14 protein-coding genes are annotated in these 17,433 nt (G+C 62.4%); 2 read left to right on the top strand and 12 right to left on the bottom strand.

Features of this window, described 5'->3' with window-relative positions; all coding sequences use genetic code 11:
* Positions 1–3 precede the first annotated feature (3 nt).
* The 5 genes from J2X76_RS24225 to J2X76_RS24205 are packed head-to-tail and all read right to left on the bottom strand — an operon-like array spanning position 4 to position 5,740.
* On the bottom strand, positions 4–1,518 hold the full coding sequence (locus J2X76_RS24225) for a glycoside hydrolase family 28 protein (protein WP_310219956.1): 1,515 nt from the start codon (positions 1,516–1,518) through the stop codon (positions 4–6).
* Positions 1,519–1,522: 4 nt separating this feature from the next.
* Positions 1,523–2,779 carry an ABC transporter substrate-binding protein gene (locus J2X76_RS24220; RefSeq protein ID WP_310219955.1) on the bottom strand — a complete coding sequence of 419 codons (1,257 nt, stop codon included), beginning with the start codon at positions 2,777–2,779 and terminating at the stop codon, positions 1,523–1,525.
* A 48-nt stretch (positions 2,780–2,827) separates the two neighbouring features.
* Positions 2,828–3,940, bottom strand: a complete 1,113-nt coding sequence (locus tag J2X76_RS24215; protein WP_310219954.1) for an ABC transporter ATP-binding protein — start codon at positions 3,938–3,940, stop codon at positions 2,828–2,830.
* A 4-nt stretch (positions 3,941–3,944) separates the two neighbouring features.
* Positions 3,945–4,853 (bottom strand): carbohydrate ABC transporter permease, encoded by a 909-nt coding sequence (locus tag J2X76_RS24210; RefSeq protein WP_310219952.1) that lies wholly within the window; start codon positions 4,851–4,853, stop codon positions 3,945–3,947.
* A 2-nt stretch (positions 4,854–4,855) separates the two neighbouring features.
* Positions 4,856–5,740 (bottom strand): sugar ABC transporter permease, encoded by an 885-nt coding sequence (locus J2X76_RS24205; RefSeq protein WP_310220346.1) that lies wholly within the window; start codon positions 5,738–5,740, stop codon positions 4,856–4,858.
* A 203-nt stretch (positions 5,741–5,943) separates the two neighbouring features.
* On the opposite strand from J2X76_RS24205, the gene J2X76_RS24200 reads away from it, so the two are divergent.
* Together J2X76_RS24200 and J2X76_RS24195 are read left to right on the top strand one after the other, a co-directional pair.
* The gene (locus J2X76_RS24200) at positions 5,944–6,852 is read left to right on the top strand and encodes an AraC family transcriptional regulator (RefSeq protein WP_310219951.1); all 909 of its coding nucleotides are present in this window, start codon (positions 5,944–5,946) and stop codon (positions 6,850–6,852) included.
* A gap of 213 nt (positions 6,853–7,065) precedes the next feature.
* Positions 7,066–8,085 carry a 2-dehydropantoate 2-reductase gene (locus tag J2X76_RS24195; protein WP_310219950.1) on the top strand — a complete coding sequence of 340 codons (1,020 nt, stop codon included), beginning with the start codon at positions 7,066–7,068 and terminating at the stop codon, positions 8,083–8,085.
* Positions 8,086–8,115: 30 nt separating this feature from the next.
* On the opposite strand, the gene fhuB is transcribed toward J2X76_RS24195, so the two are convergent.
* From fhuB to hutU, 7 genes are all read right to left on the bottom strand, one after another.
* Complete coding sequence (fhuB, locus tag J2X76_RS24190) at positions 8,116–10,074, bottom strand: Fe(3+)-hydroxamate ABC transporter permease FhuB (RefSeq protein WP_310219949.1); 1,959 nt, start codon at positions 10,072–10,074, stop codon at positions 8,116–8,118.
* A gap of 38 nt (positions 10,075–10,112) precedes the next feature.
* Positions 10,113–10,997: an ABC transporter substrate-binding protein gene (locus J2X76_RS24185; RefSeq protein ID WP_310219947.1), complete on the bottom strand. Its 885-nt coding sequence runs from the start codon at positions 10,995–10,997 to the stop codon at positions 10,113–10,115.
* Positions 10,998–11,007: 10 nt separating this feature from the next.
* Complete coding sequence (locus J2X76_RS24180) at positions 11,008–13,449, bottom strand: TonB-dependent siderophore receptor (protein ID WP_310219945.1); 2,442 nt, start codon at positions 13,447–13,449, stop codon at positions 11,008–11,010.
* Positions 13,450–13,547: 98 nt separating this feature from the next.
* Entirely contained in the window at positions 13,548–14,483 is a 936-nt protein-coding gene (locus J2X76_RS24175; RefSeq protein ID WP_310219944.1) for a FecR family protein, read from the bottom strand.
* 79 nt (positions 14,484–14,562) lie between these two features.
* Complete coding sequence (locus tag J2X76_RS24170) at positions 14,563–15,063, bottom strand: RNA polymerase sigma factor (RefSeq protein WP_310219943.1); 501 nt, start codon at positions 15,061–15,063, stop codon at positions 14,563–14,565.
* A gap of 99 nt (positions 15,064–15,162) precedes the next feature.
* Positions 15,163–15,750, bottom strand: a complete 588-nt coding sequence (locus J2X76_RS24165; RefSeq protein WP_310219942.1) for a HutD family protein — start codon at positions 15,748–15,750, stop codon at positions 15,163–15,165.
* 4 nt (positions 15,751–15,754) lie between these two features.
* The gene (hutU, locus tag J2X76_RS24160; RefSeq protein ID WP_310219940.1) at positions 15,755–17,428 is read right to left on the bottom strand and encodes a urocanate hydratase; all 1,674 of its coding nucleotides are present in this window, start codon (positions 17,426–17,428) and stop codon (positions 15,755–15,757) included.
* Positions 17,429–17,433: the final 5 nt, after the last annotated feature.

The following is a 17,433-nucleotide window of genomic DNA, read 5'->3' as shown; positions in this document are numbered from 1 at the left end:
TTTTCAGTCTTGATCTGGATGGATGGAACCGGGGGAAAGCCTTGCAAGGCGGCTGAAAACGGCGTTTTCGGCAACGATCCCGGCATGCCGGAGCGGGAGGAGAAGAGAGGCCATTTCCGGCACCTCCGCCTCGGCATCCGGCGCGAAGGAAACCGCGTAGTTTTCGAAGGCGATGTCGCGGATCGCCGCTTCCGGCAGGCCGTAGAAGACGGCGGCCGCCGTTCGCGCACCTGACACGGTGACATTCTCCACGGTGATCGACCTGATGCTGGGCGTTTCCACGGAGACCGGCAGCGGCGAGCGGGACTGCACATAGTCCGAGCGGCCGTCGGCATCGCAGAAATAGAAGGAATTGACGGCAACCGGCGTCGCCACGTCTTCCATCAGGCTGTCGGCCAGCCGGATATCGACGACCAAACCGCCGCGTCCCCGGCGCGTCTTGATGCGCAGTCCGCGGTCCGTCCCCCTGAAGTGGCAGTTCCGGATGGCGATGTCGCTTATGCCGGCGCTCATCTCGCTGCCGATGACGACCGCACCATGGCCGCGCTCCATCAGGCAGTTCTCGATCCGCACCCGTTCGGTTGGGCGGTCGGGTCCGCCGAGCGGGCTGCGTTTGCCGGCTTTCAGCGCGATGCAATCGTCGCCGACCGAGATGTGCAGGCCAACAAGGCGGATAGCGGAGCTGCTTTCGGGATTGAGCCCGTCGGTATTCGGGGAATCGGGGTCATTCTCGATCTTGAGATCCGCAACGGTCAGCCCCTTGCAGAGGACCGGATGGACCGTCCAGGACGGCGAGTTGCGGATGGTCAGGCCGGAAAGCGTGACGTCCTCGCAGGCCGAGAGGAAGACGGTGCGGGGCCGCCGCGCGCCCTGGCGCGTTTCCTTTGGCCACGACCACCAATCGCCACGATCCCCGCCGCCGTCGATGATGCCGGCCCCGGCCAGATGCACGTCCCGGCAATCGATCGCGTTGATCAGGCTGGCATAACAGGATTCCGCCACGCCTTCCCAGGTCCCGAGGATACGGTTATCCGCATGGCGTGCGGGTAGGATGGGAAAGTCTTCCCTCGTCGCGATCGCCGCGAGTTTCGCGGCGTTGTCGACGAGGAGCGTCATGTGACTTTTGAGGAAGATGGGACCGCTGAGCCAACGCCCGGCCGGTATCCGCAACGTGCCCGCAGCCGGCAAGGCGTCGATGGCGCGCTGGATCGCCACCGCATTGTTCGTTGCTTCCGTCGAGGCGCCGAAATCGCGGATGTCGAGGAAGGCTGTTTCCTTCCGGGTGATGAACTCGAGCCGGGTACCGCCGGTTTCCAGGCGGTAGGGCTGATCCGGCTCGAGATCGGTGACCGTGAAGACGACTTTCTTCGTCGCCCCCTCGGCTACCAGAATGCCACCGATTTCCAGGACCTGCCAGGCAAGCTTGTCCTTCCGCGCGTGGAGATGCCTTTCGGCATCGACGCTGAAGGTTGCGCTGCGGGGGCCGGCGATCAGGAGTTCGATGGCGACGTTGGTCACGTCCTCAGATCCCCGTCAGCGCCTGATTGATGCCGGCGATGATTTCGGTCGCGGCATCCTTGGAAGACTGCTGGCCATAGGCGAAGGCTTCGAAATTGGTGTCGAAGACTTCGGTGACGCGCGGATGCTCGTTGAGCGGCGAGACGCCGGGGCTCGTCGGCTCCATCACCCGCTTATAGGCTTCCACCTGCACCGGCTTGATCTTGCCTTCCTTGGTCAGCGTGTCGAGCGCGATCTTGCTGGAGGGTATGCCGCGCGTCGCGCCCATGATCTTGACCGCTTCGGGATCGTTGAGCAGGCAATTCAGCACCTGGGCAGCGCCCTTCGGGTCCTTGCTGTTCTTGGAAATCGAGAACAGCATGGAAGGCTTGCGGTAAACGCCGTCGGTCTTTGCACCCTCGATGGTCAGGAGCTTGACGGGAACCAGTTCTTGGCCCTTTTCCATCGGGGTTGCGATCTTGCCGTAGGTGCTGTCCCACTGATAGGTGCCGGCGATCAGGCCCTTGGCCCATTTCTGGTTTTCGTGTAGCGGCGTGTTGCCGCCGGCGGCCACCTGTTTCCAGCTTTCGATCACGCCCTTGTCGACCAGCGTCTTGTAGAATTCCAGGCCTTCCGCGAGTTCGGCTTCGCTCCAGGCGACCTTGTTGGTGGCCGGGTCGATCAGGTCCTTGCCGGTCTTCTGGGTGGTGCGCAGGATCACCATCAGGCGCGCGTCGAGTGCAGCGCCTTCGAAGGGATAATAGTCCTTGCCGAGCTTTTCCTTCATCTTGGGCGCTGCGGCGATCAGCTCTTCCCACGTCTTCGGGATCGGGATGCCGGCCTTGTCATAGGTCGTCTTGTTGAACATGAAGACGCGGCCGGTGGTGGAGACGGAAATGCCGTTCAGCTTGCCCTTGACGGTGCCGCTGTCGAGATCCGACTTCGACCACTGGCTGAGGTCGATGACGTCCTTGTACTGGTTGAGGTCGGCAAAGCCGTCGCCGTTCTTGGTGAACAACGGCAGCCAGGGCCAGTTCACCTGCATGATGTCCGCCTCGGTGCGGCCGGCAAGCTGGGTGGCGATCTTTTCCTGGTGGCCCTGGAAGCCGGTGAATTCCGGTGCGATCGTATGGCCGAATTTGGCGCCGCAGAGTTTCAGGGCCTCCTGGGTCGCGACATGACGGTCGTCGCTGCCCCACCAGGACATGCGCAGATCCGAAGCGAAGGCGGTCGAAAGGCTGGTGGCGGCAAACAAAGCCGCCGTCATGATCATGGTTCTCATTTTGGCTCCTCCCCAAGTTTGAAAGATGAAAGTTGGAACGACGAAATCTCAAAGCGCCAGGCTGATGTTCTCCCCGGACTGGCGATCGAACAGATGAACTCCCTTCGGGTCCGGGCTCAGCCAGACCCAGTCGTCGCGAAGCGCGCCGCGGTCGTAGGACGCGGACGGCACCACGGCGATGATGCGTTTCGGGCCGATGTCGACATAGAGGTAGACTTCGTGGCCCATGAACTCGATGTGATTGAGCTTGCCCTTCAGCGTGCCCGGCGTCTCGGCTGCGGCGATGCGCAGATGCTGGGGACGGATGCCGATGGTCACGCCGCCGCTCGGCTCGCCGGAAAGACGGCGCGCGAAGTCTGCGCCAAGCGAAATCGTCTGGTCCGCGGCCCTGACACTTTCAGCGCCTTCGAACGTCCCGTCGAGAAAATTCATTTCCGGGCTGCCGATGAAGCCGGCGACGAAAGTATTCGCCGGACGGCTGTACAGGGTGACGGGATCGGCCACCTGCATGATGCGGCCGTCCTTCATGACGCAGATGCGGTCGCCCATTGTCATGGCTTCCGTCTGGTCGTGAGTGACGTAAATGACGGTCGCCTGCTGGTTTTCCGCCTTCAGCCGCTTGTGCAGGTCGGTGATGCGCACCCGCATCGAGGCGCGCAGCTTGGCGTCGAGGTTGGAGAGCGGCTCGTCGAACAGGAAGACCTGCGGCTTCTTGATCAGCGCCCGACCCACCGCGACGCGCTGCGCCTGGCCGCCGGAGAGCTGTTTCGGCAGCCGGTCGAGCAGCGGGTCGATCTCGAGCAGGCTGGAGACATGGTTTGTCGCCTGCTCGATCTCCGCGCTTGGCCGACGCTTCAGCCGCATGCTGAAGGAGAGGTTCTTGCGCACCTTCATATGCGGATAGAGCGCGTAGTTCTGGAAGACCATGGATATGCCGCGGTCGCCCGGCGTCTTGTCGTTGACCAGTTCGCCGCCGATGCGGATCTCGCCGCCGGTCACCCGTTCGAGGCCGGCGATCATCCTGAGCGTCGTCGACTTGGCGCAGCCGGAAGGGCCGACCAGCACCATGAACTCTCCGTCCTCGACATCGAGATTGATGCCATGCACGGCGCGGAACGAACCGTAGTCCTTTTCGAGGTTTCTCAGTTGAAGGCGCGCCATGTGACTATCCTTTGATCCCGCCGGACGAGATGCCGTCGATGAAATATTTCTGGGCGAGGAAGAAGACCGCGAGCGCCGGCGCCAGCGACAGGACCGACATGGCGAGCACCCGGTTCCATTCGAAGGCTTCGGTCGTGTCGATCGACAGTTTCAGGGCCAGCGAGATCGGGTATTTGTCGACCGAGGAGATGTAGATCAGCGGCCCGAGGAAGTCGTTCATCGTCCACATGAACTGGAAGAGGCACACCGAGATCAGCGCCGGCATCAGCAGCGGCACGACGATGAAGATCAGCGTCTGGATGGTGTTGGCTCCGTCGACGCGGGCGGCTTCTTCCATGTCGCGCGGTATGGCGCGCAGGAACTGCACCAGCATGAAGACGAAGAAGGCGTCGCCTGCCAGCGCCGAGGGCACCCAGAGCGGCAGGTAGCTGTCGAGCCACCCGAGATCGCGGAAGATCAGGTATTGCGGAATGCGGGTGACGACGTTCGGCAGGAGAAGCGTCGCGATCAGCGCCGCGAAAAGGATCTTCTTGCCCGGAAAATCGAAGCGGGCGAAACCATAGGCAACCGCGGTGCAGGAAATCGCCGTGCCGATGACTTTCGGGATGACGATCCACAGCGTGTTGAGGAAGAAAGTGCCGAAGGAATAGGGCGTCGAAGTCTTCCAGCCCTTGATATAACCATCGAGCGTCGGGTTTTCCGGCCAGAAACCGGGATTGGAAAAGATCTCCGAATTGGTCTTGAACGACGCGCCGATCAGCCAGATCAGCGGATAGAGCATCAGCAGCCCGACGGCGGTCAGCAGCGCATATCGCAGCACGGCATTGATGCGGTGGCGGCGTGTTTCGCGGCTGCGGGCGATGTCGATATCGTGGGCGGCCGGAGAGTTCTGCGAGAGGATGTGATCGGTCATGGTCAGCTCCTCTTGTCGCCGGCGTAATAGACCCAGTGGCGCGAGGACCAGAAGGCGATGAGGGTGAGGGCCATGATGATCAGGAACAGGACCCAGGCGATCGCCGACGCATAACCCATGTCGAAACGCTTGAAGGCCTCGTCATAGATGTAGATCGGCAGGAGATAGGTGGATTTCAGCGGGCCGCCCTGGGTGATGATGTAGGGGCCGTTGAACTCCTGGAAGGCCTGGACCATCTGCATGATCAGGTTGAAGAAGATGACCGGCGTGATCAGCGGCAGGGTGATGTAGACGAAGCTCGTCCACTTGCCGGCGCCGTCGATCGAGGCGGCTTCGTAGAGCGTCTTGTCGATGCTCTGCAGGGCTGCCAGGAAGATCACCATGGCCGAGCCGAACTGCCACAGGCGCAAAAGCGTGATGGTGAACAGCGCATTGGTCGGATCGCCGAACCAGTTGACCGGCTCGAAGCCGAGCGTGGTGAGGCCAATGTTGACGAGGCCGACATCGGCGAAAATGTAGCGCCACAGCACGGCGATGGCGATCGATCCGCCGAGAATGGACGGAACGTAATAGGCCGTCCTGAATACATTGATGAACTTCAGCTTGTAATTGAGGATCACCGCCATGAAGAGCGCGAAGGCCAGCTTCAGCGGTACCGTGGTGAAGACGTAGACCAGCGTCACCCACAGCGATTTGCGAAACGTCCGGTCGCCGGTGAACAGCCGGATATAGTTCTGCAGGCCGGTGAAGACCGGCTCGTTCATCAGATTGTAGTTGGTGAAGCTCAGATATAGCGACGCGATGAAGGGAAGCGCGGTGAAGACCAGCAGTCCGATGACGAAGGGCGACAGGTAGAGCAGGCCCAGAAATCTGTTGTCGCCGCTCATGCCGCCGGCCTCGAAAAGATACTTCCAGTATTGTGCATCGCAATCTCTGGCAGTTCGATCTGCGTACCAGCCCAATCCATCAGGCTTGCGCAAATCAAGCGCCATTTCCTCCCATTACTGCCGCAAACATGTTGAGTTCTCAGCTCCCGGACTGATATTCTCACTTTGCGCGTGAGATCAAATCGACGAATTCGGGGAAAAGGATGGAGAAAATCGAAGGTAGCGTTTTGTCTGCGATTCCGATGAATGCGATGGCATTGACGCTGACGCGTTCAACCATAAGGATGCAGCATTCGCCGACCTGGGGTGTCGACAAATCGAACAGTGTCCATGACCTGATCATCTGCCTGACGGGCTCGGCGCGTTATGAGGTGGAGGGGGAGACGGTCGAGATGGCGCCGGGCCGCGCGATGCTGTTGCGTGCCAATACGCGGTTCTCCGGCTACTCGACCTCGCGGGAGGAATATACCGGCATCGCCCAGCATTTCACGCTCGACCTTTTCGGGCGGCTGGACCTGATCGGCCAGATGAACCTGAAGCATGCCGTCACCCTCGCCCGCTGGGACATGATGGGGCCGCTGACGCGTTATTACCACGACAATGCGCCGCCTTATTCGACGACACTCCTCCAGCATCATCTCTTCATGTTTCTGCTGATCGAATTCATCGAGCAGGCCCACATCGGCTGGAAGGAGCAGTCGGTGGGCAATGTCAACAACCCGGATGCCCTGTCCTTTTCGGTGATGGTGGCCGCGAGCCAGATCGCCGCCGATCCTCTTGACGAGGGGATCGTCGAGAGGACGATCCATTCGGCGCCCTACAACCCGGATTATTTCAAGCGGGAATTCAGGAAGCGCGTCGGCTGGACCCCGGACAAGTTTCAGGAATTCAAGCGGATGGAGCGAGCCATGGGCCTGATGGCCGGCGGCTGTACGGTAAAGCGCGCCGCCGAACTGTCCGGCTATGCCGATGCCTATTATTTCTCCCGCATGTTCAAGCGTTATATCGGCATCAGCCCGCAGGGCTACCAGCAGTCCGAGAAGCGCAGCCGCGAGGGCGCATTTCCCCGAGGCGAGGAGGACGGCCAGCTGATCTATCCACTGGCCCGCTGACCCGAAAAAATGGCGGCGGTCGGAGGCGCGGGCGGTCGTCTGCCGGTGGGTGATCCGTGACCGGGCCGTGCTTGACGGGGGGAAGATAGCGGGGCATGGTCGCCCTATTCGACTGGAACAGATGGTGATCGTGTTCATGGATTTTTGCATCGACCGTGAGCTGCCGGAGCCGTTGGGCGCCCAGCGTCAAGAGATCATCACCGGCGGTTGCGCATGAGCCAGCCGATCCTGATCTGGGGCGCCGGCGCGATCGGCGGCACGCTGGGGGCGGCTTTCTTCCGCGCCGGAGAGGATGTGATCTTCGTCGATAACGACAGGGAACATGTCGATGCGATCAACGCGAATGGTCTGAAGATCGTCGGCCCGATTTTCGAAGATACCGTCAAGGCCAGGGCCTATCTGCCGGAAGAGCTGGAAGGCGAGTATCACCGGACTTTTCTCTGCGTCAAAGCCCATCATACGGAAGCGGCGGCAAAATCCCTCGTCCGGCATCTCCCCGCCGACGGATATGTGGTCTCCGCCCAGAACGGTCTCAATGAACGGGTGATCGCCCGCATCGCCGGGGAGCATCGGGTCGTCGGCTGTTTCGTCAATTTCGGGGCGGATTACCTGCAGCCGGGTGTCGTGCAGTATGGCGGCGAGGGCGCGGTGGTGATCGGCGAGCTCGACGGGCGTTTCACCGACCGGGCCGAGGATATCTACGAGCTCGTCCGGCAGTTCGAGCCGAAAGCGCTGATCACCAACAACATCTGGGGTTTCCTCTGGGGTAAGCTCATCTACGGGGCCCTGCTCTTCGGCACGGCCCTGACCAATGAGAGCATTGCCGATGTGTTCGCCAATCCGGTCGCCCGCCCGGTTCTGCGCAAGCTTGCGCTGGAAGTGGCGACGGTGGCTGCCATCAACAACATCCGACCGGAAGCCTTCGACGGTTTCGATCCGGCTGCCTTCGGGCCGCTGGCTTTGCCGGAGCAGACCGAAAAGTCCTTTGACGACATGGTCGCGCATAACCGGACATCGGCGAAGTCGCATTCCGGCATCTGGCGCGATCTTGCCGTGCGCAAGCGCAAGACCGAGGTGGAGGCGCAGGTGATGCCGGTTGTCGAGATCGGTAGGGAATCGCGGGTTCCGACGCCGCTTGCCGCTCGCCTGATCGTCATGATCCACGAGATCGAGGACGGCAAGCGCGAGCTCGCTATGGCCAATCTCGAAGAGCTGGCGAACGCGGCGGCATGACTGTTTCGCCCGAGCGCAATGTGGCGGCGCTCATCTCCGGATCGCCAGCTGCCAGAGGAAAAACGGACCGCCGATAAGGGCGATCAGCAGGCCGACGGGCACCTGCCAGGGGAAGATGATCGTCCGGCCGAGCCAGTCGGCGACGGCCATCGTGAGACCGCCGAGGAACGCGCTGACGAAAAGCTGAGGCAACGGCCGGTGATAGCCCAGGTAGTCAGCGGCACGCGGCGCGATCAGCCCGACGAAACTCAGCGGGCCGACAAAAACCGTGGCCACAGCGGCGGAAAGACCGGCGGCAATGAGAATGTAAAGCCGCACGGTTTTCAGCGGAATGCCAAGCGCAATCGAGGTCGCCTGGCCGAGCGGCAGGATTTCCAGCCAGCGCGTCATCAGCGGGGAACCGGCGAGGATAACAAGCAAAACGCAGCCTGCCGTCAGTGCATCGCCCGGTGTCGCCCGGTAGGTCGAGCCGGAGAGCCAGGCGAGCAGGAAATCGATGCGCGGATCGCCGCTCGCCAGCACCAGAGCAGCAAGCCCCGTGCCCATGGCCGACAGGGAAATTCCCGCAAGCAGAATGTGGTCGGGCGAAAAGAATGTCCTTTCGGCCATCAGCACGATTGCCCCGAGCGTCAGCAACGCGCCGGCTGTGGCCGCCAGGATCATGTTCGTCCGGTCGAGTTCGATACCGATCAGAAACAGCAGGGTCACGCCGATAGCGGCCCCTGAGGAAATGCCGAGGACTTCCGGTGAGGCCATGGGGTTGCCGGTCATGCGCTGTATGAGCGTGCCGGATATGGCGAGAATGGCGCCGGCCGAGAGTGCAACGAGAGCACGCGGCAGGCGTAACGGCAGGAAGGTTGCAAGTTCGGCTCCGGAAGCCCAATGCCATCCGTCGACGCCACGTGCAAAAAACAGACTGAGGGCAATCGTCGCGGCCGTTGCAGCTATCGCCGCAAACGGCATCCACCAACGGATCACATGGCGAGGTGAGGCGACGTCGCTCCCCCCTTGCGTCGGCATGACTGCCCGCATGCGCGGCAGGAGCACGAGAAGCAGGGGGGCTCCGATGAGCGCTGTCGCCGTGCCTGTCGGCACCTCTTCCGGCAGCGGCAGAACCTGCACGAGCTGGTCGGTGAACCAAAGGAGCAACGCACCGCCGGCCGACGCCACGACCATCCGCCGCGCAAACGTGCGCGCGCCGAGCATTCCTGCGATATGCGGCGCCGCGAGCCCGACGAAACCGATGACGCCGACCGCGGCAACCACGGCGGCGCTGAGCCAGACGGCGACGGTGAGGCCTGCCAACCGGAGTGCCGCCGGGGAAGATCCGAGGCTGCGGGTGCTTTCGTCGTCCAGCTCGAGAATGCGCATCGGTCGGATCAGGCTTGTCGCCAGGGCAAATCCGATCAGCAGCTTGACCGAAAGGTCCGTCACCACGGCCGTGCCGTTCTGGATGAGGGACCCCGTCTGCCAGATAAAAAGCTCGGTCATGTATTCGCGGTCGAGAACGACGAGGAGCGCGCTTGCCGAACCGCAGACCAGGCTGACGACGAGGCCTGCGAGCACCAGTGAAACGGCAGAGAGATGTCGCCGCCAGGCGATCAGAATGACCGCCGCGGTCGCCAGCGCGCCGCCGCCGATCGCCACCAGTTCTCGACCGGTTTCCAGAAGAAATGGCGCAAGCATGGCGGCAGTGCCGAGTGCCAGGTTGGCGCCCGCTGCCGTGCCGACGGTTGCCGGTTCGGCGAGCGGATTGCGGAGGGTTTGCTGGAAGATCGTTCCGGCCAGGCCGAGCGCTGCGCCGGCGACGATGCTGATAGCCACACGGGGAAGGGCGGAGTGATGGAAGAGCAGCTGTCCGACATCGGTCACGTCGGGTGCGATCACCGCGCCCCACCACAGGTTCAACGGCAGCAGCTCGGCCAGCCGGAATGCGGTCAGCAGAAGGCAGAGACCGGCAAATGCCGGAAGGGCCAGAATGGCGAACAATGTCGATCCCGGATCAGGCGAGGTCCGTGGGCCGGTTCTCATGCCGAAACCAGCTTGTCGGCGAGGAGCGACGCAAAACGGGCCGCGACATCCAGCCCGCCGAACGGCCAGAGAGTAGGGATTGTGGTGATCGGGTGGGCACGCACCGCGGGCAGGTTCTGCCACAATGAACTTCGCCGCATCATCCGTACCGCATGCGGCATGATCGGTTCCAGGCAAACGAGCCGGGCGTCGCCGACGGTTGCCAGCTGCTCGACACCGACCGTCGAAATCCCCCATTCGCTTGTTTCTCCGTTCCATGCGTTGCGGAGATCCAGCCGGTCCATCACATCCTGAAGCAGGCTGCCGGTGCCGTAGATGCGCAGGTGCCGGTCATCGAAAAAGGTGAAGAGGCAGAGAGGGGTGGCCTTGCGGTCTGCGAGCTGCATGCGGGATTGGTCGATCGTTCGCTCCGTCCGGAGAAGAAGGGTTTCGGCCTCGCGCTCCCGCCCCAGGCGCTCGCCCAGCCTTTGCGTCTCCCGCCCGGCCTGCAGATATGGCGCGGTTTTCTCGGCATAGAGGGGAAGGCCGTAGGTCGGCGCGAAGCGCTCAAAGTCTCCAGCCGCCAATCCATAGCCATAGGTTGCGACAATCAGGTCAGGATCGAGCTCTTCCAGCAGCTCGAGGCTTGGTTCGCCCCGTGATCCGAGATCGAGCGTCGTGTCAGGCAATGTCGGCTGATCGACCCACTGGGTGTAGCCTTTAAGATCGCCGACGGCGATCGGCGCAAGGCCAAGGGACATCACCATCGCAGCCGCTGTCCACTCCAGGCAGGCGACGCGCCGGGGAGGGGAGGACGCGAAACTCCGAAACGGGATAGCGGCAAAGGCGCCCGTCCCGCACAGGAAAGCGCGCCTTGTCGGATACTGGAAGCCGACGCTCAAGCGGCCTTCCCTACCACGTAACTTTCAGGGAGGCGGTGATCCGCCGCCCCTCGCCATAGAAGCAGCCGAAGCTCTCGGCAAAGCAGGAAGCAACGTAATCCTTGTCGAAGATGTTGCTGACGTTGAGCGAGAGTGTCGTGTTGTTCTTCTTGTAGCTGAGTGCGGCGTCGGCGAGCACATAGCCGGGAACCTTGAAAGTATTGGCGTCATCGCCCCAGGTCTTGCCGACATATCGAATGCCGCCGCCGATGGTGAGACCTTCCAGCGGTCCATCCTGCAACTCATAGTCAGCCCAGAGCGACACGCGGTGCCGGGCGACGCCGAAAGGCGTGTTGCCGAGGTCGGTTGTTCCGGCGGCAGAATCCCCGCTCGTTTCCTTTGTCACTTCCGTATCGAGATAGGTATAGGCGAGACGCATATCCAAACCGAAATCGAGGCTTGCCACGCCCTCGACTTCAATGCCGCGCGAGGTGATTTCCCCTGTCTGCGAAGCTATGGCCCCGCCCGGTCCGCCGTAGCTCACGACATTCTGGCGCGCCAGATCGAAAGCCGACACCGTCATGAACGAGTTTGAGCCCGGCGGCTGATACTTGATGCCGACCTCATATTGGCGGCCCGTCTCGGGTTCGAATCCGGCCATGGTGACCGGATTGAACGATTCCGTGTAGCTGACATAGGGGGCGAGGCCGTTGTCGGCGAGATAGACGAGGCCGGCGCGTCCGGTGAACGCATCGTCTTTCATGTTCACGTTATTGTCCGATGCGGTGGCATCACGGGCGGTACCCCATGCCCAGTCGTAACGCCCGCCCAATGTCAGCGTCCACCGATCGAGCTTGATCTGGTCCTGTCCATAGATGCCAAGCTGGCTCTGGACGGTTTCGGTGTTCCTGTAATTCGACATCGCGCCAATCGGGCTGCCGTAGACGGGGTCGAAGATGTCGAGCGGATCCACGTCCTCACTGCTCGACGCATAGTCGCGATAATAGTGGCGCTTGAAGTCGATACCGGCGAGCAGGGTGTGCGCCAACTCGCCCGTATCGAATTCGCCGATGATCTGCGTGTCAATCGTGGCGCCCTGAAGATTGGTACTGCCGCCGTCGGTATAACGATCATAGGTACGCCCGTCCGCCTGCAGGCCGGCGCCGAAGACGCCCTGTTCCTCATGGGTCAGCCAGACATAACGCGCGTTTTGGCGGATCTGCCAGACATCGTTGAAACGGTGTTCGAATTCGTAACCGATTGAGCCGAGCGTGTTGTTGTATTTGTCGAAGGCAGGCTCGCCGACGAACCGGTTGTTGGGGATCTTGCCAAATGGGCTGCCGAAAACGGTGCCGGAAGCCGGCAGATACTGCATCGCCCAGCCAGAACGGTCGCGCTGATACTGGCCGAGAACGGTGAGCTTGGTGTCTTCGTCCGGCTTGAACGTGATCGCCGGCGCCAGGAAGAGGCGGTCGTCGTCGACGAAGTCGACCTGGGTCGAGCTGTCGCGCACGACACCTGTCATGCGATAGAACAGCGTGTCGTCGCTGCCGACCGGCCCGCCGAAATCGAACCGGCCCTCATAATGTTCGAAAGTGCCGCCCACGACTTCTACCTCGCGCAGCACGTCTTCGGTCGGCCGCTTGCTGACGTAGTTGATCAGGCCGCCGGGCGTGGCCTGTCCATATAGAACGGAAGCCGGGCCGCGCAGGACCTCGTAGCGTTCGGCGCCATAGGGCTCGATCGCGTTGAACATGGTGAAATTGGAATCCTTGAGCTGCAGGCCATCACGATAGAAGATGCCGCTGCTACCGGTTCCCATGCCGCGAAGCTGGACCCCGAGACCGCGATTGTCGGTGCCATAGAGGTCGCCGCTGGCGCCTGGGGTGTAACGCAATGCGCTGTTGAGGCTGTTGATCCCTTGCGCGTCCATCTGATCGCGGGTGACCACGGAAATCGACTGCGGTGTCTCGATCAGCGGCGTATCGGTCTTGGTGCCGCTCGCGCTCCGGGTCGCGACGAAACCGTCGACCGGCCCCCAGGCGGTCTCGGAGCGCAATATGATCGGGGCAAGTTCCGTCGTGCTGTCCGTCGATGCGGCGCCGCCGGTATTGGTCGGATCCGTCAGCACGACCGTATTGGCCCCCTGGAACCGCCAGGAGAGCCCGCTTCCGGCGAGCAGCCGCCTGAGTGCATCTTCCGGCGACGCGGAGCCGTTGAGACCCTGTGTGCGAGCGCCGGCCGGCAGCGCGCCGTTGAAAAGCACGTCGATACCCGTGACCGAGGAAAAGCGCACCAAGGCGGAAGATAGCGGCTGGGCGGGGATCGAGAACGTGTAGGAGGATGTTGCAACCTGCGCCTCTGCCGGGATTGCCTGAAAGAGCGGAATGACGCAGGCGGTTGCCAGAAGCAGCTTGCGGAACGATCCCGCCGGCATGCCCGGCAGATGGCGGTTGATGATAGGACGCGACACGAAAATCCCCCTTAGGCAACGCGACAGACCAGCGCGATACATGCGCTCTGATCATGGGGACGAACGGTTTCCCCAAAAACCTGAGTGAATTGAAATATTTATCTCGGGTAAATGAAGGTCAGCCAGGGCGACAGGTTTTGGACCCTGATCGGCAGCCCGAGCGCCAGCGTGTCTAGTATGGTATCGGATCGCTTCACATCGACGATGATCGTCACGGGGCTCCGCGCCAGCCTCTCGTCCATGACGATGATCCTGCCGGTGCGCCAGCGGGAGAGGGACGAAATGACGTCCTGAAATGGGGTCGAGAGGAAAACCAGCTTGCCGCTCCTCCAGGAAAGCTGCGTCTCGACATCCGCCTTGAGTGGGATCGAAAGCCGCCCGTTCCTGTAGAGCAGGCTCTCTCCCTGCTCGACGCGCTGGAATTTATCGCCGGTAGAAACGCTGACCGCGTGTTCGGTGACCGTCACGGCGATGCCGTCGTCCTGGAAACCAACCGAAAAGGCCGTGCCGAGCGCCGTCGAAAAGAGGTCGGCCGCCTCGACGACGAAGGGGCGGGACGCGTCCGGCGCGACCTCGAAAAATGCCTCGCCTTTTTCAAGGACAACCCGGCGCCGTCCGGCATCGAAATCGAGCGTCAGTGCGGTCCGCGTGGACAGCGTGGCGGTCGAACCGTCGGGCAACGTGACGGCGGCGGTTTCTCCCGTCCCCGTGCTATAAGTCGCCGCCGGCCCCAGGAGGCGCATGCCGCCCCAGACGGCGCCGACAAGCACGACGGCGGCACCGCCCGTTTTCAGAACGGTCCGCCGCGAGGAGGACGGCGCCTTGCCGAGATCATGGACGATGCCCGCCCCGGACCATAGCCGTTCCAGATCGGCATAGGCCTTCGCGTGCCTCTCGTCGGCGAGCAGCCATTCCCGAAGAGCCTGGCGGTCCGACGCGGTCTCGCCGCCATCCAGCAGAAGCGCGAACCACTCGGCCGCCCTGCGCGAAATCTCATCCTCGGTATGTCTCCGGCCATCCGGCGCGTCTTCCATAAGGCGTGATCCCTCAATACCCAAGAACAGAACGAACGGGACGGAGAGAAATCTGGTCCGGCATGATGAAGGAAGCCGCCTATATTCCGGCTTTCAGCCGTTCCAGCGCAGTCACCATATGGCTGAACACCGTTTTGGGAGAGATGCCGAGCTTCGTGCCGATCTCGACGTAGCTTAGCCCTTCCATCCGCGAGAGCAGAAAGACCTGCCGGCATTTCGGCGGCAGCGAGTTGACGATTTCCTGCAGCCTCCGCAGTTCATCGCGGCCGAGGATCACGTCCTCGGCGGAGGGGCGATTGTCCGCAACGTATTCGAGATGATCGACGCCGGCGACGAAAGGCGCGATGCGGCGCCGACGTTCATGATCGGCCGCCAGGTTACGGCCGGTGGTCACGAAGTAGCCCGCCAGATCGGATACGCCGCGCAGAAGGCCCGGGCGTTCCCAAAGTCTCAGGAACGTATCTTGAGTGAGATCGGCGGTGGTCGCAGCGCATTCCACCCGCCGTTGAATGACGGCGGCAAGACGCTCCCTCACGGAAAGGAAAACCTCGAGAAAATCGCGTCTGCGGATATCGTCCATCCCCTCAACTATACCGGTGCCCGGGGTGCCGGCAAGAGGCTTGCCTCAAATTCATGATGGCAAATATCAAGTTTTATGTGGCTGTATTTTTGCGGCCGCTCAGGAGGCTCCGAATTTCGGGCTTTCGGGATAAAGCTCGATCAAAAACATGCCCGAGTTCCCGGAGATGGCGAAGTCGCCTGTCGCGCCGGCTTCGATAACGAGGCAGTCCAGCGGCTCGAGATCGGCATTCTCCGATCCGGATGTGATTCCGTTTCTCCCGGTGGCAAGCACAAATCTCAGGGACCTGGCGGGAGACAGCGAAACAGGCGTCGGCTGCTTGATGACGTGGTGAGAGAACCGGCCGCGCCTCGTCATCACGTTGAGGTCGGTTGTCGCGCCGTTCACCAGCGTTGCCAAAGCCGGCTTGTCGGCTGGGAACGGACAGGGATCGGAGTGAAGATCGAGAGTGAGGGCGGGGCCGCCATCGATCGTCAGGACTATCCCGTTGCCGGAGAGGATCGACAGGGTTCGGTCCACCTCCGGAAAGCGCGAGAACGGGCCATCCGACGCGACGGTCGCCATGCTGATGCGCCAGTCGAAGTCCTCGATCGACGCGCCGGCCGGAAAGACGGCGATCTCCACCGTCTCGCCGCCGCCGTTCTTCCACGGCATTCGCCTGTAGTCGGATGCGCGCAGAATTTTCATGGGCTCAGTTTCCGAGAATGCCAGGCAGGCGAAGCCCGTTTTCCGTGGCGCAATCCATGGCGATCTCGTAGCCGGCATCCGCGTGGCGCATGACGCCGGTGGCGGGATCGTTCCAGAGCACGCGTTCGATCCGGCGGTCGGCGTCCTCGGTACCGTCGCAGCAGATGACCATGCCGGAATGCTGCGAATACCCCATGCCGACGCCGCCGCCGTGATGCAGCGATACCCATGTGGCACCGGACGCGGTATTGAGCAGCGCGTTCAGGAGCGGCCAGTCGGAGACGGCATCCGAGCCATCCTTCATCGCTTCGGTTTCCCGGTTGGGAGAGGCGACCGATCCCGAATCCAGATGGTCGCGGCCGATCACGATCGGCGCTTTCAGCTCACCGTTGCGGACCATTTCGTTGAAGGCAAGGCCGAGCTTGTGGCGGACGCCGAGGCCGACCCAGCAGATACGCGCCGGCAGGCCCTGGAAGGAAATCCGCTCCCGCGCCATGTCGAGCCAGTTGTGGAGATGCGCGTTGTCCGGCAGCAGTTCCTTCACCTTGGCGTCGGTGCGGTAGATATCCTCCGGATCGCCGGAAAGCGCGGCCCAGCGGAACGGGCCGATGCCGCGGCAGAAGAGCGGACGGATATAGGCCGGCACGAAGCCCGGAAAGGCGAAGGCGTTTTCCAGCCCCTCGTCCTTGGCGACCTGGCGTATATTGTTGCCGTAGTCGAGCGTCGGGATGCCGGCATTCCAGAAGGCGATCATCGCCTCCACATGCTCGCGCATCGAGGCGCGGGCGGCCTTTTCCACCGCCTTCGGATCGCTTTCGCGCTTCGCCTTCCATTCGGCCATCGTCCAGCCCTTCGGCAGGTAGCCGTTGATCGGATCATGGGCGGAAGTCTGGTCGGTGACCATATCGGGACGGATGCCGCGGCGAACCATTTCGGGAAGAATTTCGGCCGCATTGCCCAAGAGGCCGACGGATTTCGCCTCGCCGGCGGCGGTCCAGCGGGTGATCATCTCCATGGCTTCGTCGAGCGTTTCGGCCTTGGCGTCGACATAACGGGTGCGCAGGCGAAAATCGATGCTGTCGGGATTGCATTCGACGGCAAGGCAGCAGGCGCCGGCCATGACGGCGGCCAGCGGCTGGGCGCCGCCCATGCCGCCGAGACCGCCGGTCAGGATCCATTTGCCCTTGAGATTGCCGCCGTAATGCTGGCGTCCGGCTTCCACGAATGTCTCGTAAGTGCCCTGCACGATGCCCTGCGTGCCGATATAGATCCACGACCCGGCCGTCATCTGGCCGTACATGGCAAGGCCCTTTTTATCGAGCTCGTTGAAATGGTCCCAGGTGGCCCAATGGGGCACGAGGTTCGAGTTGGCGATCAGCACCCGCGGCGCGTCCTTATGCGTTCGGAATACGCCGACCGGTTTGCCGGACTGAACGAGAAGCGTTTCCTCTTCCGTCAGCGTCTTCAAGGTCGCGGCGATCCGGTCGAAATCGTCCCAGGTTCGGGCGGCGCGTCCGATGCCGCCATAGACGACCAGTTCATTGGGGTTTTCCGCCACCTCGGGGTCGAGATTGTTCATCAGCATGCGCAGGGGGGCTTCGGTCATCCAGCTCCGGGCATTGAGCTTGTCGCCGCGGGGCGCACGGATTTCGCGGATATTGTGGCGGGGATTGGTCATCGGCA

This window comes from Neorhizobium sp. 2083, assembly GCF_031455615.1.
GTDB lineage: Bacteria > Pseudomonadota > Alphaproteobacteria > Rhizobiales > Rhizobiaceae > Neorhizobium.
Note: the sequence above shows the minus strand (reverse complement) of the source record. Positions and strands in the feature narration are given on the sequence as shown.